At 59.0% G+C, this 21,046-nt stretch carries 24 protein-coding genes and 1 riboswitch; of the genes, 14 read left to right on the top strand and 10 right to left on the bottom strand.

From position 1 onward, the window contains the following. Positions 1 to 47 precede the first annotated feature (47 nt). Positions 48 to 1,016, top strand: a complete 969-nt coding sequence (locus P3T18_RS02180; protein WP_429298265.1) for an electron transfer flavoprotein subunit alpha/FixB family protein — start codon at positions 48 to 50, stop codon at positions 1,014 to 1,016. Between the two features lie 33 nt (positions 1,017 to 1,049). Next, on the top strand, positions 1,050 to 1,352 hold the full coding sequence (locus P3T18_RS02175; protein WP_429298264.1) for a hypothetical protein: 303 nt from the start codon (positions 1,050 to 1,052) through the stop codon (positions 1,350 to 1,352). A gap of 3 nt (positions 1,353 to 1,355) precedes the next feature. Here the strand turns inward: P3T18_RS02175 and P3T18_RS02170 are convergent, their stop codons facing one another. Continuing rightward, positions 1,356 to 2,267 carry a LysR family transcriptional regulator gene (locus P3T18_RS02170; RefSeq protein WP_429298263.1) on the bottom strand — a complete coding sequence of 304 codons (912 nt, stop codon included), beginning with the start codon at positions 2,265 to 2,267 and terminating at the stop codon, positions 1,356 to 1,358. A gap of 150 nt (positions 2,268 to 2,417) precedes the next feature. Here P3T18_RS02170 and P3T18_RS02165 point away from each other — a divergent pair, with 150 nt between their 5' ends. From P3T18_RS02165 to can, 8 genes are all read left to right on the top strand, one after another. Then, the gene (locus tag P3T18_RS02165; RefSeq protein WP_429298262.1) at positions 2,418 to 2,576 is read left to right on the top strand and encodes a hypothetical protein; all 159 of its coding nucleotides are present in this window, start codon (positions 2,418 to 2,420) and stop codon (positions 2,574 to 2,576) included. Between the two features lie 132 nt (positions 2,577 to 2,708). Beyond that, positions 2,709 to 3,359, top strand: coding sequence for a 5-oxoprolinase subunit PxpB (pxpB, locus tag P3T18_RS02160; RefSeq protein ID WP_429298261.1), 651 nt, complete (start codon positions 2,709 to 2,711; stop codon positions 3,357 to 3,359). Further along, entirely contained in the window at positions 3,356 to 4,333 is a 978-nt protein-coding gene (locus P3T18_RS02155; protein WP_429298260.1) for a biotin-dependent carboxyltransferase family protein, read from the top strand. The genes pxpB and P3T18_RS02155 overlap by 4 nt, the downstream gene beginning before the upstream one ends. A 29-nt stretch (positions 4,334 to 4,362) precedes the next feature. Then, positions 4,363 to 5,139, top strand: coding sequence for a LamB/YcsF family protein (locus P3T18_RS02150; protein WP_429298259.1), 777 nt, complete (start codon positions 4,363 to 4,365; stop codon positions 5,137 to 5,139). A gap of 11 nt (positions 5,140 to 5,150) precedes the next feature. Continuing rightward, a complete protein-coding gene (locus tag P3T18_RS02145) occupies positions 5,151 to 5,609 on the top strand; it encodes an acetyl-CoA carboxylase biotin carboxyl carrier protein (RefSeq protein WP_429298258.1) in 459 nt (152 codons plus the stop codon). Next, entirely contained in the window at positions 5,602 to 6,969 is a 1,368-nt protein-coding gene (gene accC / locus P3T18_RS02140; protein WP_429298257.1) for an acetyl-CoA carboxylase biotin carboxylase subunit, read from the top strand. Before P3T18_RS02145 ends, accC begins: the two co-directional genes overlap by 8 nt. Beyond that, complete coding sequence (locus tag P3T18_RS02135; RefSeq protein ID WP_429298256.1) at positions 6,966 to 7,412, top strand: hypothetical protein; 447 nt, start codon at positions 6,966 to 6,968, stop codon at positions 7,410 to 7,412. Before accC ends, P3T18_RS02135 begins: the two co-directional genes overlap by 4 nt. After that, a complete protein-coding gene (gene can, locus P3T18_RS02130; protein WP_429298255.1) occupies positions 7,399 to 8,046 on the top strand; it encodes a carbonate dehydratase in 648 nt (215 codons plus the stop codon). Before P3T18_RS02135 ends, can begins: the two co-directional genes overlap by 14 nt. Before the next feature lie 70 nt (positions 8,047 to 8,116). On the opposite strand, the gene P3T18_RS02125 is transcribed toward can, so the two are convergent. Beyond that, on the bottom strand, positions 8,117 to 8,518 hold the full coding sequence (locus P3T18_RS02125) for a hypothetical protein (protein ID WP_429298254.1): 402 nt from the start codon (positions 8,516 to 8,518) through the stop codon (positions 8,117 to 8,119). Continuing rightward, a complete protein-coding gene (locus P3T18_RS02120) occupies positions 8,515 to 9,888 on the bottom strand; it encodes a voltage-gated chloride channel family protein (RefSeq protein WP_429298253.1) in 1,374 nt (457 codons plus the stop codon). The genes P3T18_RS02125 and P3T18_RS02120 overlap by 4 nt, the downstream gene beginning before the upstream one ends. A 79-nt stretch (positions 9,889 to 9,967) precedes the next feature. Then, a riboswitch (Fluoride riboswitch) is annotated at positions 9,968 to 10,036 on the bottom strand. A 159-nt stretch (positions 10,037 to 10,195) separates the two neighbouring features. Between P3T18_RS02120 and P3T18_RS02115 the strand changes: the two genes are divergently transcribed. Both P3T18_RS02115 and P3T18_RS02110 read left to right on the top strand, forming a co-directional pair. Then, the gene (locus P3T18_RS02115; RefSeq protein WP_429298252.1) at positions 10,196 to 10,498 is read left to right on the top strand and encodes a hypothetical protein; all 303 of its coding nucleotides are present in this window, start codon (positions 10,196 to 10,198) and stop codon (positions 10,496 to 10,498) included. Positions 10,499 to 10,705: 207 nt separating this feature from the next. After that, a complete protein-coding gene (locus tag P3T18_RS02110; protein ID WP_429298251.1) occupies positions 10,706 to 11,842 on the top strand; it encodes a PDDEXK nuclease domain-containing protein in 1,137 nt (378 codons plus the stop codon). 58 nt (positions 11,843 to 11,900) lie between these two features. On the opposite strand, the gene P3T18_RS02105 is transcribed toward P3T18_RS02110, so the two are convergent. The 3 genes from P3T18_RS02105 to P3T18_RS02095 all read right to left on the bottom strand — a co-directional run bounded on the left by P3T18_RS02105 (position 11,901) and on the right by P3T18_RS02095 (position 16,203). Then, positions 11,901 to 12,539: a DNA-3-methyladenine glycosylase I gene (locus P3T18_RS02105; RefSeq protein ID WP_429298250.1), complete on the bottom strand. Its 639-nt coding sequence runs from the start codon at positions 12,537 to 12,539 to the stop codon at positions 11,901 to 11,903. A gap of 302 nt (positions 12,540 to 12,841) precedes the next feature. Then, a complete protein-coding gene (locus tag P3T18_RS02100) occupies positions 12,842 to 13,711 on the bottom strand; it encodes an SDR family oxidoreductase (RefSeq protein ID WP_429298249.1) in 870 nt (289 codons plus the stop codon). Between the two features lie 1,271 nt (positions 13,712 to 14,982). Then, entirely contained in the window at positions 14,983 to 16,203 is a 1,221-nt protein-coding gene (locus P3T18_RS02095) for an MFS transporter (RefSeq protein ID WP_429298248.1), read from the bottom strand. 110 nt (positions 16,204 to 16,313) lie between these two features. On the opposite strand from P3T18_RS02095, the gene P3T18_RS02090 reads away from it, so the two are divergent. Both P3T18_RS02090 and P3T18_RS02085 read left to right on the top strand, forming a co-directional pair. Then, the gene (locus tag P3T18_RS02090) at positions 16,314 to 16,832 is read left to right on the top strand and encodes a winged helix-turn-helix transcriptional regulator (RefSeq protein ID WP_429298247.1); all 519 of its coding nucleotides are present in this window, start codon (positions 16,314 to 16,316) and stop codon (positions 16,830 to 16,832) included. 409 nt (positions 16,833 to 17,241) lie between these two features. Further along, positions 17,242 to 17,796, top strand: coding sequence for a BON domain-containing protein (locus tag P3T18_RS02085; RefSeq protein ID WP_429298246.1), 555 nt, complete (start codon positions 17,242 to 17,244; stop codon positions 17,794 to 17,796). Between the two features lie 236 nt (positions 17,797 to 18,032). Here the strand turns inward: P3T18_RS02085 and P3T18_RS02080 are convergent, their stop codons facing one another. The 4 genes from P3T18_RS02080 to P3T18_RS02065 form a co-directional block, all read right to left on the bottom strand. Continuing rightward, on the bottom strand, positions 18,033 to 18,635 hold the full coding sequence (locus tag P3T18_RS02080; protein ID WP_429298245.1) for a nitroreductase family protein: 603 nt from the start codon (positions 18,633 to 18,635) through the stop codon (positions 18,033 to 18,035). Positions 18,636 to 18,985: 350 nt separating this feature from the next. Beyond that, positions 18,986 to 19,936: a GlxA family transcriptional regulator gene (locus P3T18_RS02075; protein ID WP_429298244.1), complete on the bottom strand. Its 951-nt coding sequence runs from the start codon at positions 19,934 to 19,936 to the stop codon at positions 18,986 to 18,988. Between the two features lie 407 nt (positions 19,937 to 20,343). Next, entirely contained in the window at positions 20,344 to 20,550 is a 207-nt protein-coding gene (locus P3T18_RS02070; protein WP_429298243.1) for a hypothetical protein, read from the bottom strand. A gap of 103 nt (positions 20,551 to 20,653) precedes the next feature. Continuing rightward, a complete protein-coding gene (locus tag P3T18_RS02065) occupies positions 20,654 to 20,944 on the bottom strand; it encodes a DUF1272 domain-containing protein (RefSeq protein ID WP_429299022.1) in 291 nt (96 codons plus the stop codon). Positions 20,945 to 21,046 lie beyond the last annotated feature (102 nt).

The raw sequence follows: 21,046 nt of genomic DNA, 5'->3' as shown, positions 1-21,046 counted from the left end.
GTAAGCGCTAAAGCGCTAACTCTGGTCGACAAGGGAGATTGGACGAAATGACGAATCTGGTAATTGCAGAACTCGACGCCCCGAAGGAAGCCCCCTCGGGGGGCAACGCGTCGATCAAGGCCGCGACGCTGAACACGATTGCAGCGGCGCAGAAGATCGGTGGCGATATTCACGTGCTGGTCGCCGGTCGCAACGCGCAGGCAGCGGCCGACGCGGCAGCGAAGATTGCGGGCGTGTCGAAGGTATTGCTGGCCGACGCGCCGCAACTCGAAGCGGGTCTCGCGGAAAACGTGGAAGCCACGGTGCTGAACATCGCGAAGGACTACACGCACATCCTCGCGCCGGCAACGGCGTACGGCAAGAACATCGCGCCGCGTATCGCCGCGAAGCTCGACGTCGCGCAGATCAGCGACATCACGGCAGTAGACAGTGCCGACACGTTCGAGCGTCCGATCTACGCGGGCAACGCCATCGCGACGGTGCAATCGGCTGACCCGATCAAGGTCATCACGGTGCGCTCGACCGGTTTCGACGCCGTGGCGGCCGAAGGCGGCAGCGCGGCGGTCGAAAAGATCGAGGCCGCGGCAGACAGCGGCATCTCGTCGTTCGTGAGCCGTGAAGTGACGAAGCTGGATCGTCCGGAACTGACCTCGGCGAAGATCATCGTGTCGGGCGGTCGCGGTCTGGGCAACGGCGAGAACTACACCAAGGTGCTGGAGCCGCTGGCCGACAAGCTGAACGCAGCGCTGGGCGCATCGCGCGCCGCAGTGGACGCGGGCTTCGTGCCGAACGACTATCAGGTCGGTCAAACGGGCAAGATCGTCGCGCCGCAGCTGTACGTGGCGGTCGGCATCTCGGGTGCGATCCAGCATCTGGCCGGCATGAAAGACTCGAAGGTCATCGTCGCGATCAACAAGGACCCGGAGGCGCCGATCTTCAGCGTGGCCGATTACGGTCTCGTCGGCGATCTGTTCACGATCGTGCCGGAACTGGAAACGGCATTGCCTCAGACCTGAGATCCACCGCGACGGAAATCGACGAGGTAGCCTGTGACCGATTCTCAAGAGATGCGGCGTACGCGGGCGTTGGCCGCTTCACTCGCCAACGCCGACGACGCTTCCATCTGGCGCTGGTTCTCTGTGCTGCTCGAAGAGCGTCGGATCCGCTGGTGTCTCGCCGGAGACCGATGGATCGTCAGTGTCGACAATACGCACGCTGGCACCGACAAGAGTTTCGACCTGGCGATTCGTCTTGCGAAACAGAACGTCGAAAAGCGGGCGCCGAAAGTACCGAAAACACCGAAAAGGCAGAGCGAAAGCGCCCGAGGCTTGAATGCCGCCGCATCGGCATGAGTTTTATGCCGGTGCGAAAGGTGCATGCATGGCCCGCATGTAACGGTCGGCTTCCTGACACGCCAGTTCGGCGACGAACCGGATAGCGTCCGATGCGCGGCTCTCCAGATAGCTCACCACCAGGCCCTGCAAAGGCAGCGCGTGCTCGCTGGAAATGATGCGGAGTTCACCGCTTTCGATTTCACGACGCACGGGCGGCAAGGGCATCATCGCGCGGCCGAATCCGCTTTGCACCAACCCCACGATCGCGGCGATGGAGTTGACGCAGTGAACCTTGCCGAGCGGCATGCCGGCCCGCCGGTAGAGGTCTTTGAGCACGAGATAAGGTTGTGAGCCACGGCTGAGCGTAATGGTGGGCTGACTCAGGATGAGCTGAAGATTGTTGTCGAGTTCGGCGGGCGCGTCGGCGGGGCCGACCCAACCCATGGTCATGGGCAAGCATGCCTTGCTCACGATGCCTTCTCCAATCAGCTGGTCCGTCTGAAGGGCGATATCCACGTCGCCGTCGCGCAAACTGCGGAACAGGCGTTCCGTCGATTCGGAGCTGAGCTGCAATTCGATGCCCGGATACGACGACTGGAGATGCTGCATGAAGTCGACCAGCCACGTGTGAACTACGCTGTCGATGGCCCCGATTCGCACGCTTCCCAGCAGGTTCTGATCGGTCTTGCCCAGCAAGAACATCTCCTGCTGCAACTCGAGCATTCGCTCGCCGTAACTGATGAGGCGCAGACCGACGGGTGTCAGTCGCAATTCGCCGGGGCCGCGATCGAACACGCGCGCATTCAGTTCTTCCTCGAGTGACGCAATGCGATTCGAAATGGCAGCCTGAGTGACGTGCAGACGATCGGCGGCGGCGCGGAAGCTACCCAGTTCGGCGACCACGAGGAAGCTTTCCAGAAAACGGGTATTCACTTTGGTCTTCCTATTTTCAAGCGGTTTGTTGTCGCGAGTGCCACAAGAAAAATCTATCAGGCTCCCCCACAAAATCCCGTTTGCTCACGACTTATTGGCTGATGACGATAGCTCATTCGACGAACAGAAGAGCCAGAGGAGATCAACACGATGACAGCCCATGAAATGCCATTCGCCCGATCGGGCCTCGATGTCCCGCGTGATGCGTACGCATGCTCGCGGCTCTCGCTGGATAACTTCGCCATCCACACGATCGATTCGATCTTCGCTGTTGAAAATACCACTGCCTGCAACCCGTTGGAAGAGTAATTCATGCAAGCTCAAACGTTGGAGACATCGTGCGGTGCTGGGTCTGCAACAGGGGCCGTGCCCCTGACAAAACAAAATTCGCCACCCCTGAATCCGTTGCAACAACAACCGCAACCGCAATCGCAGCCCAGGTTGAGCGCTGCCGGCGCGGGTGCCGTCTTGCTCGATCCCGGCACCGGTATTTTCGACGCAGCCACGCAAATGCGTCTGCTGGCGATGGCAAAGCAGATCGAGGACACGCTCGGCACGCAAGGAACGGCCGAAGTCGTGCTCGGCGTGAACAACCTGTTGTTCATCTTCAATCCGCTGGATCTGCATCCTGAAGAAGCGAGCGCGGAGTTACTCCGATTGTGGGACACCGTCGAAGCGCGGCCCGTATCCGAACGGGTGATCGAACTGCCGGTTATATACGGCGGCGCGGCGGGCGAAGACCTCGTTGCGATGTCGATCGACGCGGGACTCACCGTCAGCGGATACGTCCGCCGTCATAGCGAAGCGACGTATACCGTGGCGTGCGTTGGCTCGATGCCCGGTTTCGCGTACATGACCGGTTTGCCGCCGGAACTGGCCGCACCGCGTCGAAGTGTTCCGCGCATGAATGTCGAGCGCGGCACGGTCATCGTCGGCGGCGCGCAGGCCGGTGTCATGCCTTGCACGGCGCCTTCCGGCTGGCGTCTGCTCGGACGAACCGATGCCTGTCTGTTCGACGCGAAAGCATCGCCGGTGTGCCTGTTCGAACCGGGCGACCGCGTCCGGTTTGTCGTGAAAGGTATCCAGGCATGATCGAGATTCTTTCAAACGGTGCGCCTAACCTCATTCAGGATGCAGGCCGTCGCGGCCATCTGGGTCTTGGCGTCAGTCGTTCGGGTGCGATGGACGGTCTCGCGCTTTCCGTGGGTAATGCGCTGGTCGGCAACGAGCCCACGGACGCCGCAATCGAAATCAGTCTGTTCCCCTTTCGCGTGCGCTTCGCCGAAGACCAGGAATTTGCGGTGACGGGCGCCGATTGCGCGGTCTGGTTGGACGACACGGTGCTGGCGCCGTGGTGGGGGCGCACGGCCCGCGCCGGACAAACGCTTGTCATCGAGCGACCAAAGCGCGGTGCGCGCGCCTATCTTTGCCTGGCCGGCGGCGTCGACGTCGAACCGGTGATGGGGTCGCGCTCGACCGATCTCAAAGGCGCATTCGGCGGTTTCGAAGGACGCGGACTCCGGCGCGGCGACGCGCTCAAAGTGCGCGCTGCGCCCGCACGTAGCTTTCGGGAATCGGGACTCGGCGTCGTTCCGACCGACCTGCCGCAATTCTGGCGCGAATTGTCGGCCGGAGTCGTGACGGTGCGTGTCGTCACGGCGGCCGAGTATCCGCAATTCACAGACGAAGCGAAGGCGTCGTTTGCCGACACCGAGTTCGAGATTACTCCGGAATCCAATCGCGTCGGCTACCGGTTGAGCGGCGCGTCTTTACGACTGGCGGACCCGCTCGAACTGCTTTCGCACGGAATCGTCCCCGGCACCATACAGGTTCCGCCTTCCGGTCAACCGATCATCCAGATGGCCGAGGCGAACACGTGCGGCGGTTATCCAAAAATCGCAACGGTGGTCGAAGCGGATCTATGGAAACTCGCACAGGCGCCGATTGGTTCGAGGATCAGGTTCGTCGTGACAGATGTGAACGAAGCCGTCGAATCCCTGCGGGCCCGAACCGCCGAATTAACGAAGCTTCGCAGGACGCTGACGCTCATGTCGCAGCGGGGCTAGCCAGCCACCCATTACTAGAGAGACATCGAATGAACTCAACAGAAAAGCCCCTGCACATCGACCTCAATTCGGATATGGGCGAAGGCTTCGGCGCATGGCGCATGGGAGACGACGAAGCCATTCTCGACATCGTGTCGTCGGCGAATGTCGCATGTGGACTGCATGCCGGAGACCCGGAAATCATGGCGCGAACGTTTTCGATGGCGCGCGAGCGTGGCGTCAACGTGGGTGCGCACCCGGGCTTCCCCGACCTTTGGGGTTTCGGGCGACGCATTATTCCGTTCAGCGCAGGAGAAATCGAGCGTCTGGTGGCGTATCAGATCGGCGCGGCTCAGGCGCTCTCGGCCTACGCCGGCAATCCGATCACTTACGTGAAGGCGCACGGCGCGCTCGGCAATCTGACGCAGACGGACCACGAGGTGGCCGCGGCAATCGCCCGCGCGATGAAGGCGGTCGATCCCGGCTTGATCTGCATGACGTTTGCCGGCTCTCTCATGCAGAAGGTTGCCAGCGATATCGGTCTTCGGGTGTGCAGTGAAGTGTTTGCCGACCGTGCCTACGACGAAGCCGGTCATCTGGTCGACCGCAAGACGCCAGGCGCCGTATTGCACGATGCCGGACAAGCGGCGGCGCGGATGCTTCGCATGGTCGAAGCCGGGGCGATTGAAACCCTTTCTGGCCGTCTGCTGCCCGTGCAGATCGACACGATATGCGTTCATAGCGATACGCCCGGGGCGATTCACATGGCCGCCGAACTGCGCCGGGTACTCGAAGGCGCGGGTGTGACCATCAAGCCGTTCGTTTGAGGTCCGCGCTCATGGACCATGACACACTGAACCGATTGCTCCAGTTGATCGAGCGTACATCGGTGACCGAACTCGAATGTACCGTGGACAACTGGAAGGTAAAGCTCGTGCGTGCAGCGAACGGCGTAAGCGCAGATGCGTCCACGCGGTTCGCCGAATCGGCTTCTGCGGATGTGCCGTTGAAGATCGACGATCCGGTGCCGGCAAAGCAATCGCAACATGTGATAAGCGCCGGCCTGACCGGCACCTTTTATCGGGCGCCGGCGCCGGATCAGGCGCCCTTCGTGTGCGTCGGTGACGTGGTGCAAGTGGGGCAAACCGTTGGTGTCGTCGAGGCGATGAAATTGCTCAACACGATCGAGGCGGATTGCAGCGGCCGCGTGGTGAGTATTTTCGCGGAAGACGGCGCGGCCGTCGCGCCGGACTCGAAGCTGATTGGGATCGAGCCACTGGAGGCATCGCATGTTTGATACGGTGCTCATCGCCAATCGCGGCGAGATCGCGCTACGCGTTCTGCGGGCGTGCAAAGCGCTCGGCCTCAAAACAGTGGCGGTGCATTCAGAAGCCGACGCCACGCTTCGACATGTCGCGCTCGCCGACCAGGCGATTTGTATTGGACCCGCGCCCTCGTCGAAGAGTTACCTCTGCAAAGGCGAAATCATCCTCGCGGCGCAGCTTTCCGGCGCCGGCGCGATTCATCCGGGGTACGGCTTTCTTTCCGAGAGCGCCGACTTTGCGGAAATGGTGGAGAACGCAGGCTTGAGCTTTATCGGACCGAGTTCCGCCGCGATCAGGCTGATGGGCGACAAGGTCAGCGCGAAACGCGCGATGACGGCGTCTGGTGTGCCTTGCGTCCCGGGTTCGGATGGCGCGCTACCTGAAAGCAGCGTGGAGATTTCGGCTGCCGCGGAACGTGTCGGCTATCCGTTGATTGTGAAGGCGGCAGGCGGCGGTGGCGGACGAGGCATGCGGATAGTGCGAGAGCCCGCCGACCTTCTGCAGGCAGTGGCCATGACGCGTGAAGAAGCTGGGCGCGCATTCGGCAATCCGACGGTGTATCTCGAACGTTTCCTCGAAGCGCCGCGTCACATCGAAATACAGATTCTTGCGGACAAACACGGTCACGCAATCTGGCTGGGAGAGCGCGACTGTTCGATGCAACGTCGCAATCAGAAGATTATCGAGGAATCTCCGGCGCCGGGTATTGCGCGCACGGAGATAGCGCGTATCGGCGAACTGTGCGCGCGTGCGTGTCTTGATGTCGGATACACCGGCGCGGGGACGTTCGAATTCCTTTACGAAGGCGGCGCATTCTATTTCATCGAAATGAATACGCGCGTTCAGGTCGAGCATCCGGTTACCGAACTCGTGACGGGTGTCGATATCGTTGCGGAGCAATTGCGTGTAGCGATGGGCGAACCGCTTTCGGTGCGGCAATCCGATATCCGGTTCGATGGACACGCCATCGAATGTCGCCTGAATGCGGAGAATCCATGGACCTTCGCGCCATCGCCGGGGCGCGTGACCGAATGGGTCGCGCCAGGCGGTCCCGGTGTTCGGGTCGAATCGCACCTGTATGCGGGTTACTCGATTCCACCGAACTACGATTCGTTGATCGGCAAACTGCTCACTCACGGCGCGACGCGCGAGCAGGCCCTTGCGCGTATGCGGGTGGCGCTTGAAGAAACCGTTGTCGCGGGAATCGATTCGACCATTGCGCTCCATCGCGAACTGATGAAAGAGCCGGGCTTTTGCGAGGGCGGCATCGACATTCACCATCTCGAACGTCTGATTGAAAGCGGCGCGTTCAAAGGGGCCCAGCAGGTATGACACTGGACGATATCGACCGGATTCTGACCCGGCTTGATGCCACCGACGTGACCGAGTGCGTCATAGAGAACGGCTCTGAAACATTGCGCGTTAAGTTCGACCGTGCAACGGATCGCGTGTCGGACGCGATTCAGACGAAGCCAGCCGCGGTTGCCGTCGAAGCGAGAACGGCAGTGGCGAACGCGCCAGCTTCGGGCTTGTTCCGAAGCGTTCATCCGCTGGTGCATGAGGACAAGGGAGACGGTAGTGCGACATGCGCAGTGCGGGCAGGCCAGCACGTAGGTTACGTGGAAGTCGACTCGATCTTCTGCGCGATCCTGGCGCCGGCCGATGGCATCCGGAAAACGGTGCTGGTGGATGAAGGCGAACTGATCGGCTATGGACAGACCATTGTGGAACTGAGCATCGATACATCGGAGGCAGCGGGTCATGGAAACGATTGAAGCGCTGATACGTAGAAATCAGGCATGGGCCGAGGCGACTGAGGCAGCAGAGCCCGGTTTCTTCGCATCGCTTTCCGGGCAACAAGCGCCCAGGTATTTCTGGATTGGCTGCGCCGACAGCCGCGTTCCTGCGAATGAACTCGTCGATTTGCGGCCGGGCGAACTGTTCGTGCACCGGAACGTGGCGAACGTTGTCTCTCCCTCGGACCTCAATAGTCTGGCGTGCCTGCAGTATGCGGTCGACGTGCTGAAGGTCGAGCACGTCATGGTGGTGGGACATTCGGGTTGCGGCGGAGTACACGCCGCGCTTGCCGGTACGCGCGTCGGGCTCGCGGACAACTGGATACTGCATGTGCGCGAAGTCCTGGCGCGCCATTCGGCTCGTTTGAGCGAACTCGATGAACATCGCCGGGCCGATGTGGCCTGCGAATTGAACGTGCTGGAGCAGGCCAGAAACGTCTGCCATACCACGGTGATGCAGGACGCCTGGGCCAGAGGTCAAAGCGTCGTCGTGCACTGCATGGTCTACTCGCTCGGCAACGGCCGGTTGCGTAGCCTGGCGTTCGATATCAGTCACCCCGACCAGGTCGATGAAGTTTATGCGACGGCGCTCGCGCGTATCTGGAACGCGTGAAGGCAGGGCGCGAGCGCGCCGATGATCGGCCCCATGCTGATCGCAAAAGCGAGTCGACCCCGGCCATGATTTACCCCGCGCCTGGGTTTGTCTGCGCACGCGGTGCACGTGAATGCGTGAGCGGCAGTTCGCAGAGCATGAGCACCGCGTGGACCTTGCGCAACTCGTCGCCATGGTCATGCATGAACTGACGCAGACGCGCTTCGGTGTCCACCAGTTCCAGACATTGCGGATGCCGCATCCCGCTGATTTCCGGATGGTGATGCGACAGCCGCTCGCCGGGCAGATATCCAGCACTGACGTGATGCAGCATCGCCTGCAGAATATTGGCCCGCTTCGCCACGGCGATCAGGTGATGCGCGAGCGCCGGCGCGCCGAGGTGATGCCAGAATCGCGTCGTGCGTACGCGCGTCGCATGCGGGAAGTAGAGGCGCAGCGCGGCGATACGCTGGTCGTTGCTGTCCTCGGTCATTGATCGCGCTCCTCTGTCGTCAAAGCGATATCGGCGGGCACGGCCGGCTGCTTCTGATTGGTCACTGATGCCGCCGCGACTTTCTGCCGGCGGAAGCCGCCCAGTTCTGCGATCCGCGTGCCGGCTGGCACCAGCAACCGGTGCTTTCGATGTTTGCTATGGCCGACACGCTGCGCGTGATAGATGCCCGTATGTCCGGAGAACAGATAGGCCGTGACGCACCCGATGGCGGCGAGCGGGCCGATACCGGTGCCGAACAATTCCATCGCCATGATCGTGGTGGCGACCGGCGTATTGGCTGCGCCCGAAAAGACCGCGACGAAGCCGATCCCGGCCATCAGCGCGAACGGCATATGCAGCAGCGGCGCCAGTGCGTTGCCGAGCGTCGCGCCGATGTAGAACAGCGGCGTGACTTCGCCGCCCTTGAAGCCCGTCCCGAGCGACGCAACCGTGAAGCCGAATTTGCCGAGGAAGTCCCACGGCTGCATTGGCTGCTGAAACGAGCGGACGATATCGGGAATACCCAGACCGATGTAGTGATAGGCATCCAGCGCCCAGACGGCAATCGCGATGACGATGCCGCCCACGAACGGGCGTAGCGGCGCATACGGGATGGTCTTTTTGACGAGCGCGCCGAGTTTGTGCGCGCTGGTCGCGAACGCCATGCCGACCAGACCGAACGCGATGCCCGCGATCACGACCGCGACGACGCTCCACGCGTTGATGAGCGGAATCGCCCCGACCGCATAGTGCACGTGGTGAACACCCCAAGCGAGACAGACCTGATCGGCGACGATGCCCGCCACGATGCAGGGAAACAGCGCGTCATAGCGCATCCGGCCGATAGCGAGCACTTCCAGACCGAACACGGCTCCGGCGAGCGGCGTGCCGAATACGGACGCAAATCCGGCGCTCATGCCGATCATCAGCAGGATGCGGCGGTCCTCGTGTTCGAGGCGAAACAGGTGCGTCAACTGGTCCGCCAGCGCGCCGCCCATCTGCACCGCCGTGCCTTCGCGTCCAACGGACGCACCGAACAGATGCGAGACGATCGTGCCGCCGAGAACGAGCGGCACCATGCGCAGCGGCACGACCTTTTTCGGGTCGTGGATTTCGTCGATGAGCAGGTTGTTGCCAGCGTCGACGGGCTTGCCCAGGCGGTAATACGTATAGCCCACGGCGAAGCCGGCCGCCGGCAGCAGCCAGATGACCCATCGATGGGCTTCGCGCCAAGCGGTTGCGTGGTCGAGAGCAATCAGGAAGAAGGCCGATGCGCTGCCCGAGAGAGCGGCGACAGCGCAGGCGATGAGAAACCATTTGCCCAGATAAGGCAGCAGTTCCAGTTGTTCGAAACGAGGGAGTTTATGCATTGGTCAATGTGCCGATGTTGCGTGGCCTGACCAACGGGAGGATGCGGACGCGAGCGCCTACAGCCCCAACGAAAGTCAGGTGACTGTAGGCGTCATTAACCGCGGTGAACGCGGTGGTTAAAGGAGGAACGCCATCTCCTTAAAGCCAGTTTACCGGAAGTGGCTTACGTGGACAACATCGTCGGGCCGTAGCGCGGGGTCCGGCGCACGGGTTTGCTTTGTCCGACCTGCCTTCAGGCCGACCTTCAAATTTCCAAAACACTGTATATATTAACAGTATTGTATATGCATACAGTTCGGAGGCGCTATGGAACATCTGGTACGAGTGCTCAACGATCGCGATCGGCGCGTGCTTGCGTGGGCGAGGGAACAGGTCGGCGACGCGGCGTTTGCCGATGCCGTGGCGCGATGCGGGCCGGTCAAGCCATACATATCCACGGTTTGCCGCCGGCTTGGCCTGACGGTGCCGCCGCTTCGCACGGCTGCGCACGCGCCTACTGCGACCGGCGAGAAGTCGCTGGCGCGTATCCGGCGCATCCTTGCTGAACGCGCCGAACGGCCGAGGCCGACTCATGGCGGACAGCAGGCGTCGCTGCCTTTGTTCGGTTAGGCGTGAGGGCGTCTGCGTATCCGTGACCGCGCTTTTCGTAGGCGGTCGCACCCGCTCGTTTCGCGTGGCGCGACCAGGTCCATTCTCCTTTGGCCGGTATCGGGCCGGGCCGGCCCTCGCGACTGTTCCTTGCACGGTTAGTGATGGACAATAGATGTCAGCTTACATTTTGCGGTTGGGATCGACGATGCCCATGGAACGGACACAATGACAGATGTGATTCTCTCCGGAGACGACTACGGCAAGATGCTGGGCGCCGTGGTCGCGTTGCTGGAACAGGGCAGGCAGGCCGCGGCGCGAAGTGTCAACGCACTGATGACGGCCACCTACTGGCAGATTGGTCGCCGGATCGTTGAAGCCGAGCAGGGAGGACGCGATCGTGCGGCTTACGGGCAGGCGCTCTTGGAGCGTCTGGCAAGCGACCTCACGATGCGGTTTGGGCGCGGGTTTGGCGTCGACAATCTGGAGTTGATGCGACTTTTTTACCAGACCTATCCTGACGTCGCGATTTCCGAATCGGCGATTCGGAAATCGTCGAGCAGGGCCGTCGCGCGGAAAACCGAATCACCGATTCGGAATTTCTCGATCGAGCAGCTGGCCGAGCGCTTTCCGCTGTCGTGGACACATTATGTCCGTCTGATGCGACGCACGCGTTCCCCGGAAGAGCGAAGTTTCTACGAAGCCGAGGCCATGCGTGGAGGATGGAGTGTCAGGCAACTGGAGCGCCAGATTGGGAGCCAGTTCTACACGCGCACGCTGCTGTCGAAAAATAAGCATGCAATGCTAGAGAAGGGCGCGGTCGCGCAGTCCGCCGACACGGTGACTCCTGAGCAGGCCATCAAGGACCCGTACGTCCTCGAGTTCCTCGACCTGAAAGACGAATACTCCGAAAGCGATCTGGAGGACGCGCTCATTCATCGGCTGGAAGATTTTCTGCTGGAATTGGGCGGTGATTTCGCGTTCGTGGGCCGGCAACGGCGTCTGCGCATTGGCGACAGCTGGTATCGGATCGACCTGCTGTTCTATAACAGGCGGCTGCGTTGCCTCGTGATTATCGATCTGAAGCTGACCGAGTTGAGCCACGCCGATGCGGGTCAGATGCATATGTACTGTAACTATGCAAAAGAGCACTGGACTCTGCCCGGCGAAAACCCGCCGGTCGGTTTGATCCTGTGCGCGCGGACCAATGCGGCCATTGCGCGTTACGCGCTGGAAGGTCTGCCCAACAAGGTACTCGCCGCGGAGTATCACATGGCGCTTCCCGATGAGAAATTGCTCGCCGAAGAGTTGGAGAAGACGCGCCGCGAGTGGGAGGCGGAGCATTTGCCGTTGGGTGACGGTTGAGGGGAGCTAAATCTGCCGGCGGTCGCTTGTGAACTGGGACGTCAGTTCGCTTAACAACTCAGCTAACTGAGTTTCTGCTTTCAACCACCCAGACGCCGGAACTCCCGCGTCGATGACTCCCTACCAGGTGGGTATCGACTATGCCGACGGCTTCCATCAGCGCGAACATGTTGGTGGGCCCGACAAATTTGAATCCACGAGCGCGAAGCGCCGCGCTGAGTTCGGTCGACTCTTTGGATGACGTCGGAATATCGCTGAATTTTTCGGGCGTTGGCGTCGCGGCCGGCTTAAACGACCAGATGAAGTCAGCGAGGCCGCCGGCGTCACGCAGACGAACAGTTGCAATCGCGTTACTGATCGTCGCGGAGATTTTCGCAACATTCCGGACTATGCCGGTATTGGCTTTTAATCTCTCAACATCTGCGTCGGTGAATTTAGCCACGATATCGGGATCGAAGTCGTGAAACGCGTCCCGGAACGCGTCGCGCTTCCGCAAGATCGTCGCCCACGAGAGCCCGCTCTGGAAGACCTCGAGCGACACTCGTTCAAACATTTCCCGTTCGCCACGAACGGGCATTCCCCATTCGGTGTCGTAGTAGCTTTGAAGCATACCTTCCGTTGCCCACGCCGGTCGCGCGAGGCCGTCTGATCCGACAATGAGGCCATCGAGATTCTTTATAGCCGGCAGGTTGCTCATGCATAAAACCGAGAAATTGTTGGGAAACGGATAGCGGATTCTGTCGAACGCCTACGTTGAGGGTGCCTCGCGCACTCAAGTGCCTTGGCCAAACTCCTGCTTTCGATGTTCAGATTTTCGCACGATTGAGCGCCACTAATCTGATCGCTGACCTTCTATTTCTTTGCGGCATCTTAGGTCGTTACGTTGCCTCAGACGAAGCGATGCATTTCAATCTATAGCCATGAAATGGCTTCGATACTTCCCGTGCCTAGCCTGACCAGCGCAGATTAAGCACGGGAGAAACTCAATCGACCATCGAGTTAGCCAACCTTCAGCGTGTCGAGATGCGCCATGCCGATGTCAGCGACGAGCTTGGCCTGAATCGGTTGAATGGCGGTGTTGGCCGCGATGGCGCCAAAATCGAGACCCACCGTGACGCGGTTCGGGCGTTGACCATTGGGCTGCGCGATCAGATCGACGAGGGCCTTGGCGATGTCATGCGGATCGGGCGCGCCTTCCGAGCTGAACAGACCGCCCAGGAACTCCTCGAAACCCGTCTGAAGTTTGACGAGATCGCCGTAGCTCTCCGCGCGACCGATATCCGCGGGCTTCTGGATGGCCGTGTAAAGCCTGGTCGGATACGGACCGGGCTGAACCAGCACGACGTCGATGCCCTGCTGCGACAGTTCATAGCGATAGCCTTCCGTGACGGCTTCGACGGCATGTTTGGATGCGCCATACAACGCGAAGAACGGCAGCGTCACACGGCCGAGAATCGAGCCGATGTTGATGATCAGTCCAGCCCTGGCCTTGTGCATGCTCGGCAGGGCGGCGCGCGTCACACGCTGAATACCGAAGACGTTGACGTCGAACATCGCGCGGGTCTGCTCGGGCGTGAAGGTTTCCTGAATTCCACCGGCCGCGACACCGGCGTTGTTGATCACGACGTCAATCGTGCCGCCGGTCCTGGCGAACAGCGCCTTGAACGCAGCGTCGACGCTTGCGTCATCCGTCACGTCGAGTTCGAGTGTCTCGATACCCTGCGAATTAAGTTCCTGCGCGGCTTCGCGATGGCGGCCGTTGACGTCGCGCATGGTGGCGAAAACGCGGTGACCGGCCGCGGCCAGAGTCCGGGCGATGTCGTTGCCGAAACCGTTGGAGGTGCCGGTGATGAGAACTGTCTTGGACATGATATTTACCTTAACCTTTAGCACTACGGATTGTTAAAAGACTGCCGGAGACATCAGGGTGATCCTCGCTACTGTCTGGGCGGCGCATGCAACTACGTTCTCCAGACATCTGCTTCGTCTATTTCTGTAGCGAACGTTCTAAATATAGAGAGGCCCGCTCATGCCGTCAAGCTATTTTTATAGCGTTCATTACAGATGTGGCGTGATGATGGGTCGCGACTATGTTGTGAGCGTCCGCGGGGTTGAGTCGCAAGGGGCATTGATCGTGAGTTGTCGCTCTGCCATGGGGGCTTTTCGCGCTGCATCGCCGTGGGATCAGGGTGACTTGATGGGCATCTGCATGCCGAACCTGTGGATCTGTGACGACCCGAAACTGGCGTGGCGATGACCGCATCGCCGAGGCCTGAACTCTTCACCAGTTGAGTTGTGCGACTACAGGCTGGGTTCTCCCCAGAGCCAAAACATTGCAGGTCAGGGACAAACCGCGAATATCCGCGCGCTGATCAAAACGGCTTTCAACTAGTGGCACTAGTACATCACACGCTGGTGTGCGCAACAATTGGACGAAGGTATCGCTTTTCGTCTGGCGTGTCGTCCTAATCTTCATAACACGTCTTAGTGCTTTAAGTTACTTGGAAGTCTTGTGACTTGTGTGGGTGCCGTGCGCAAAGCGCAGGGTATTGACGTTCGAATCGAGCCAGCGGAACGTCTATATCGGTTGACTTAATGGAGGCCGCCCGTCGAGCATGAACCTTGGAAACCGGAGCGGCGTTACCTGCGTTCGACCAGCTGGAAAAAGGACCGGCAGGGAACCGCTTCGTCTGTCGACGAACGACGTAAAAGAAATAATTCAGAAAGGAAATTTTGAACATACATGTATGACGGGCAGGGCGTCGCACACAACCGGCACTTGCATTAGGCGGCTTACTACCCAGCTTGTATGCTCTCGACTTAGCGTGTCTCGCGTTAGCAGTCCGGGAAGACTGCGCCACGGCGAAACCTGCAATGAGGTGGCGCATAGTTCGATGCTGGATCGGATGCCCACGAAGCCTGTAGCTTTACAAAAGCGCCCTACGCTTGCTTCGCATTGAAGTCCCGTCAGGTCGGCGTAGGGCCGTGCTTTAAAGCGAAGCGAAAAATCGTAGCGGCAGTAAGGAACAAACGTGAACTCGTCGCCTTAAAGGATATCGCCTACCTGCAAGGAAATGTCGACGATCCTTTTAGCCTTGCTAACCGCTTACCTGAATCTGCAACCTTCGCGTTCGATATTGTCAGGCAGTAGCGCCGTTTTTGACAGCCGAAGCATTTGCGACCGCGGCGATACGCCAGTTAGCGAGCTCCGATACAACAAGCGCTGCGAGGACAATCGCGCTCGCGAGGAAACCAAGATTGTGGCTGCCGATAGTGGGAATGGCTGCGGCGCCCACCACACCGGCGATCGACACGCCGACATAGGTGCCGGACGTGTTAAGCCCAACGAGCACAGGCGCCATCGGCGGATTCAACTGCACGAGTCGGAATTGCTGCGGAACCAGCAGGCCCCAACAACAGCCGCCCCAGATGGTGACGGCAATAGCGGCGCTCCAGAGGTGAGCCGCCGACCACGGCATCGAGACAATCACCGCCATGATCGCAACGAGCATGACGATGACGACCTTGCGCGATCCCATTCTGTCGAGAATCCGCCCCGTCAGCAGGTTGGTGACGGTTCCCGCGAGGCCCCAAAGCACGAGCAGAGCGCCGACCACTGTCGTATTGCCGGCAATGGCGCGATCGAACACCACCGAGAAATAGTTGTAGACAATAAAGGTCCCGATTTGAGCGAGCACCGTGGTTGCGAGGACTAGAGCGACGCGTGAATCTGTGAGCGGGGCAAAGCGCTTGCTCAACGAAACGGCGGGCGAGAGAGGCACATCTTGCAGCAGCGCCATAACGCCAACAAGGCCGGCTGCACCGAGTGCTGCAACGAAGCCTAACGCCCACTTCCAGTCAGCGAGACCACCGATCACGGCTCCAATCGGCGTTCCCATCGCAGTGGAAATCGTCAGGCCGGCGACGATGATGGAGAGTGCAAACGCGCGCCGATCGGGTGGGACGAGCATCGTAGCGGTTCCGCTCGCTGTGGGCGAGAACATGGCGGCGCCCACGCCTGCGATTGCGCGAGTAGCGAGCGCAATGCTGAAAGTCGGCGAAACGACGGTTGCGAGATTAGCGACGACGAACAGGCTCATGCCGCCGATCAACATGCGCTTGCGAGGAACGGCCGCCGCGAGCGCGGCAATCGTGGGCGCCAGAAGCGCGTAGGTGATGGCGTACACAGTAATCATCTGACCAGCTGCGCCAATGCTGACGTGAAAGGCGCGCGCGATCTGCGGCAAGATGCCGGCGAAGATAAAGCTGTCGGTGCCCAATGCAAACATGCCAAGAGCAAGCGTTAATAACCGGCGATCCATCGCAATTCCCCTAAAATTGAAGCGATACAGTTGCGTCACGAAACTATACATAACTCAGTTGCGTGACGCAACTGGATGATGCCGGTACGCTTGCTTTGCAAGTTGATTAAACAGTTGCGTGACAAAACTTACCGTGCTATAAAAACCTCATGTACAGAAAACGACTTACTGGAACGAACTGTTCGATTGCTCGGGCCTTAGACGAGGTTGGCGAGTGGTGGACGCTACTCATCGTGCGGGAGTGCGCGCAGGGGACGACTCGTTTCGACGAATTTCAAAGCGAACTTGGCATCGCGCGCAACGTTCTAACGGCGCGGCTGGAGCGCCTGGTCGAGTTGGAGATAATTGAGCGCTTCCCGCTGGCCGAGCGTGCCAACACGTTTGGATACAGGCTGACGGAAAAAGGAACCGAGCTTTTCCCGGTTCTTGTCGCGCTGATGCAATGGGGCGACAAGTGGCTTACACCGAACGGAAAGGCACGTATCGCGATGGTCGACGATGCCACCGGTAGCCCTGTCGATCCACTCACGGTGCGTAGCGGCAAGGGCAAGGCCTTGACCTTCCGTGATATTCGTTATGTACCGGGCCCGGGCGCAACAGAGACAACAGAGGTCGTGATTGAAAGCCGTAACCAACGGGTCTTGGGTGCAGCAAAAGAAGGTCGTTAGGCAGACGTAGAAAATCGGCGCGGGAGCGGGTCTGCATGGCATGCCTCCATACAGCCGCACTTGTCCCACACGAGATTGTCATAGAACTAGAAAAACACATTTGCATTTTTAGGCCCGACAAAAAATTCACCTGCGGCCTACTCAAAGATCAGAATCTAGATGGCCGGCTACGGCACTCAATGAATGCATTCGGCCGAGATTTGTGCCCGACATCAGGGAATCTCGACACTTGACGGTCAATCATAGTGAGGATAGTGTTTGGAATCCTCATACCGAATGTGAATCTGGGCAGCTCGCCGATCATCTCAACCTGCCCAGCCCCTACGCGGCCTGTGGGCGTCGTTCTCCATTGAAGAATGGCTGTGTTCCTTATCGACTTGCTCGCGCTGGATTAGCCGTTGGAAAACCTATGACAACGCGCCAAACTCCGGAACTTAGTGCCTCAAGACTCCATATCGGGAGGCGGCTCTTCATCTACTGTGCGGTCTGGAGTGTCGTTGCAGCGGTGACATCGTCATCAGAAGCTCAAGAGACATTGGAGAATCGTGGGCACGACCCATTTTTTCAAATCTCATCTGCCATCAAGAATTGCCCGGAGCCTGCCGGGCCGAGAGTCAGTGAGGAAGAGTGGATGAGTCAGTCCCACCATCGCATTGAGCATGGAAACCACTGCTGGCTGGAGGGACGATGCCGGTTACCAAACGCGTTCGATTACGACGGCGAAATCGCGGAAACGACTCGCCGTCGGCTGCAATGGCTGTCTGAAGTGTTGCCGGCATGGCGGCAGAGCACGCTCTGGATCACCGTCTATCAGCGGTGGATTCTGGTTCAAGGTTGCGTTACTGACCGCTTTCCACGCGAGCGATTCTTTGCGGCGTTGAACGAGGTGGCTGACGCAGAGCGAATCGTTAGCGAAGTCACCGAGCATGTTGATCAGAAACCACCGTATATCCTGTTTCACTAGCGCCCGCTACAAGTCTTTCGATTTTCCAGATCGCCTTCTGTCTCTTGGGCTCGTTCGCTGTCGGCGGGTAGTAGCCTGCAATTGGGCGCCGGTATAGTACAGCCCTGTTTTCAGCGTCTCAGGCGTTGAGCGTCACTTTTGCTAGTGAGAAGATGAAGCGGCGGCGCAGCCGTCTAAGCCGGAAGACAAAGAGGCTGCGTCGCGATCAGGCCACCATCAATACGCGGCCGAAACCGTCAGAAGGTATCCTCGAACAACATCTCGGCGCGGTCGATATAGCCAGGTTTCGGCCATGCCTGTTTCGTGCTCTCACCGATGGCAAGCATCATGGCGATGATGTGGTTGTCGGGCAGCTTGATCAGTCTCGAGACTTCTACTGGGTCGAATCCGATGAGAGGACACGAATCGTAACCCATCGCCTTTGCCGAAAGCATCATTGTATGGGCAATTAAAGTAGCTGAGCGAATGCCTTCGTCTCTCTGCAGTTGATCGTCGTATTCATAGAATCGTCCCATCCACGGTACCAGTAGATCCTGAATATCTTGGGGCGCATTCCGGTAATAGCGATCGGGGCTTTTTTGCCACGCCTTAAGGTCGGCGCAGACAACAAATAGCAGCGATGAGTCGGTAACCTGCGGTTGGTCGGCGGCAGCCGCACGAATTTTTTTACGCAGCTCGGTATCTTTGACATTCACGAGCCGCCAGTGCTGCGCGTTGAACGACGAGGGTGATTGGACCGCTAGCTCGATCAGAAGATTTTCTTCGTTCTCGTTGAAGCGATGCAGGGGATTGAAGTTCTTGATGGAGCGACGCTCGCGTATTGCTTGAAAGACATGCATGGTTTGCTCTGTATCTACATGAGTTCTGGCGCTTGCCGGGAAATTTGGATGAGATCGATTCTGTCTTGCGAACCACACTCCAGATTAGAGTTGGTTTGCGGGCCAACAGTCGCGAGGCTCTCAGTCGCACGATTTGTGGATTGTTATCATACGCCAAAATGCAAATCGAAGCGTACCTGCGGATTCGAACTCGCACCATGAAGTAGGGTTCTAAACGAACCCAGAGACCCGGCTTGGCGAAGTTAAGAAAGTGATCAGACTAATGCGTGGGACGGAGTCGGAATGTCGAGCAACTGGCTCGCCGTTTGTTCGACTCAGGTGAGGCATTGCACCTCACATCGTCGATGAGCTTAAATTCGAAACCTTGCCCTTATTTCGCGTGGTGTGATCCGGGCATTCCGCTGAAATGCTCGCCTCATCCGCTGCTCGTCACCAAAACCGTAACGCGTTGCTATCACGCCGAGTGGAGTGTCACTCTGCTCGATTGATTCGCGAGCCGCTTGCACGCGCATTTTCTCAACCACCTTTGCTGGGGTGAGTCCAATGCGCGATACGCAGGTACGAACGAAAGTCCGTGGGCTCATACTTACTCGCTCGGCCAAGACCTCGGCGCGAAGGTCTGCGTTGAGGTTATTGGCAACCCAGGCGAGCAGTTGCTCTAGTGGGCCGCCCGCATCGGCCATTTGCCCTGATAGCACGGTGCTGAACTGTGATTGACCGCCAGGACGCTTTAGAAAGACTACCAACTCACGTGCGACGCCCAACGCTGTCGCAACTCCATGGTCGGTTTCTATCAGTGCCAACGCCAAGTCCACACCCGCACTGACGCCAGCGGAAGACCAGATGGTTCCGTCTTGTACCCAGATTCGATCACGCTCTAGCGCGACATCGGCAAAGCGCTCAGCGAATTCGTCGCAATATCGCCAATGGGTTGCGGCACGTTTGCCTTTCAGAATGCCGGCCTCTGCCGCAAGGAAAGCACCTGTGCACACGCACGCGATACGATCGGCCTGAGCGGCGAGGCGCCGTACGGTTCCAAGGAGAGCTTCACCTCTTGCCGCTGTGGGGGCGTTCAGGCCGCCCGGAAGAACCAGGGTGTCGATCTGCCCGGTGATTTCTGCCGCACTGACGCTACCGAAAGAGACGCCGGGACAATCGCTTTCTATAAGGCCTCCCGATACGGACGCGATGGTTACGCTGTATCGATCTTTTCCCGCTACGGCAAAGGCTTGTGCGGGGCCGGCCACGTCGTATGAAGCGACACCCGGATAGATGAGAAAGCAGACCTTATGAGGATTCACGATGGCTTGTCAGAGAGTTAAACGTCGCCGCGATTGCCGCCAGTCCGATGGACGCTTGCGGATTATTCTAGCGGAAGAGATCGGCGCTGACGAACCATCGTCCAGGCGAGGCCGTTTGGATGATGAACTGACAAGCAACATGTCAGGCCAATCTTGAGAATCGTCGTTGAAAAATCACGGCCTGGAGCGCGGCCACTGATCTCTACAGCGACTGAATTGGCTAGGAAAACAGAGGAGTCGGTCAGGCTGGATCGCCACGCATTGACACGCGCATTGACTAGCTCCGAGGCAGGACCGGAAGAGTGCCACGCTTACTGACAAAAGCGTTCTTGATCGCGCTTGAAGTGCACTACGCTCTAACGAGGCATGCTATGCCGTTATATAAGTGCTTAGACTGTCTGAAACAGTCAGTGGAAGACGGGCAATTCTGCGGGGACGTCGCACTCGCAGCAGTGGAGGAAGACCTCGTCAGACGTTGGACCATGTGCCACCTTTCGGAAACCTTCGGGTGCCAAAAATGCTTTTGGGTCAATTTTTTCGTCAACCAGATCGACCGAGTTTTCGTCGATCATGCCGATCTTTCCGCAATTCGGGCAGTTAAGCATGATGGTCATGTCGAGTCACCTCGATAAGCGATTGCCTCTTTACCAAACTTGGCAAAGAGGTGGATGAGCGTAATTAAATTGCTACGCAAACGCACGGTCCGACGTTATCGAACTATGTTGTCCACGTTTCGTTTGCTCGAGTCGGATCGGGCGTCGACACGCATCCTTCTTTTTTCGTTACACGATTCTTGGATGCAGGATGTTTGCTCAAGCCGCCGACGGGGCCACCACTAGGTCGTATCGGACGTTTTTGCAGATCACCGAGGCAGTTTGGGCAATATCCTTTAAGAATGCCGCGCGTACATGACGGACAAAACGTGCATTCGTAACTGCAGATATAAGCCTCATCAGCCGGGCCAAGATCCGTATCACAACATTCGCAGTTGGGTCGTAGTTCCAGAATAGCCATGGCCGGGAAGTCTCCGATTTAATACTAACTGGCGATCAGTTCGCCCGACGCGCATGCCTATCCAGACGGAATCGCTAGTGCCAGTGTCATGCTTTA

This window comes from Paraburkholderia sp. GAS199 (assembly GCF_050436585.1).
Taxonomy (GTDB): Bacteria; Pseudomonadota; Gammaproteobacteria; order Burkholderiales; family Burkholderiaceae; genus Paraburkholderia.
This window is presented reverse-complemented; position numbering and strand designations above follow the sequence as displayed.

Coding starts and splice junctions, on each gene's coding strand:
- P3T18_RS02105 (WP_429298250.1), bottom strand. CDS start 12,539: ATGAGCAACCTGCCGGCTATAAAGAATCTCGATGGCCTCATTGTCGGA.
- P3T18_RS02145 (WP_429298258.1), top strand. CDS start 5,151: ATGGACCATGACACACTGAACCGATTGCTCCAGTTGATCGAGCGTACA.
- P3T18_RS02070 (WP_429298243.1), bottom strand. CDS start 20,550: ATGACCATCATGCTTAACTGCCCGAATTGCGGAAAGATCGGCATGATC.
- accC (WP_429298257.1), top strand. CDS start 5,602: ATGTTTGATACGGTGCTCATCGCCAATCGCGGCGAGATCGCGCTACGC.
- P3T18_RS02090 (WP_429298247.1), top strand. CDS start 16,314: ATGTACAGAAAACGACTTACTGGAACGAACTGTTCGATTGCTCGGGCC.
- P3T18_RS02180 (WP_429298265.1), top strand. CDS start 48: ATGACGAATCTGGTAATTGCAGAACTCGACGCCCCGAAGGAAGCCCCC.
- P3T18_RS02120 (WP_429298253.1), bottom strand. CDS start 9,888: ATGCATAAACTCCCTCGTTTCGAACAACTGGAACTGCTGCCTTATCTG.
- P3T18_RS02115 (WP_429298252.1), top strand. CDS start 10,196: ATGGAACATCTGGTACGAGTGCTCAACGATCGCGATCGGCGCGTGCTT.
- P3T18_RS02150 (WP_429298259.1), top strand. CDS start 4,363: ATGAACTCAACAGAAAAGCCCCTGCACATCGACCTCAATTCGGATATG.
- P3T18_RS02085 (WP_429298246.1), top strand. CDS start 17,242: ATGACAACGCGCCAAACTCCGGAACTTAGTGCCTCAAGACTCCATATC.
- P3T18_RS02100 (WP_429298249.1), bottom strand. CDS start 13,711: ATGTCCAAGACAGTTCTCATCACCGGCACCTCCAACGGTTTCGGCAAC.
- can (WP_429298255.1), top strand. CDS start 7,399: ATGGAAACGATTGAAGCGCTGATACGTAGAAATCAGGCATGGGCCGAG.
- P3T18_RS02135 (WP_429298256.1), top strand. CDS start 6,966: ATGACACTGGACGATATCGACCGGATTCTGACCCGGCTTGATGCCACC.
- P3T18_RS02125 (WP_429298254.1), bottom strand. CDS start 8,518: ATGACCGAGGACAGCAACGACCAGCGTATCGCCGCGCTGCGCCTCTAC.
- P3T18_RS02155 (WP_429298260.1), top strand. CDS start 3,356: ATGATCGAGATTCTTTCAAACGGTGCGCCTAACCTCATTCAGGATGCA.
- P3T18_RS02080 (WP_429298245.1), bottom strand. CDS start 18,635: ATGCATGTCTTTCAAGCAATACGCGAGCGTCGCTCCATCAAGAACTTC.
- P3T18_RS02110 (WP_429298251.1), top strand. CDS start 10,706: ATGACAGATGTGATTCTCTCCGGAGACGACTACGGCAAGATGCTGGGC.
- P3T18_RS02165 (WP_429298262.1), top strand. CDS start 2,418: ATGACAGCCCATGAAATGCCATTCGCCCGATCGGGCCTCGATGTCCCG.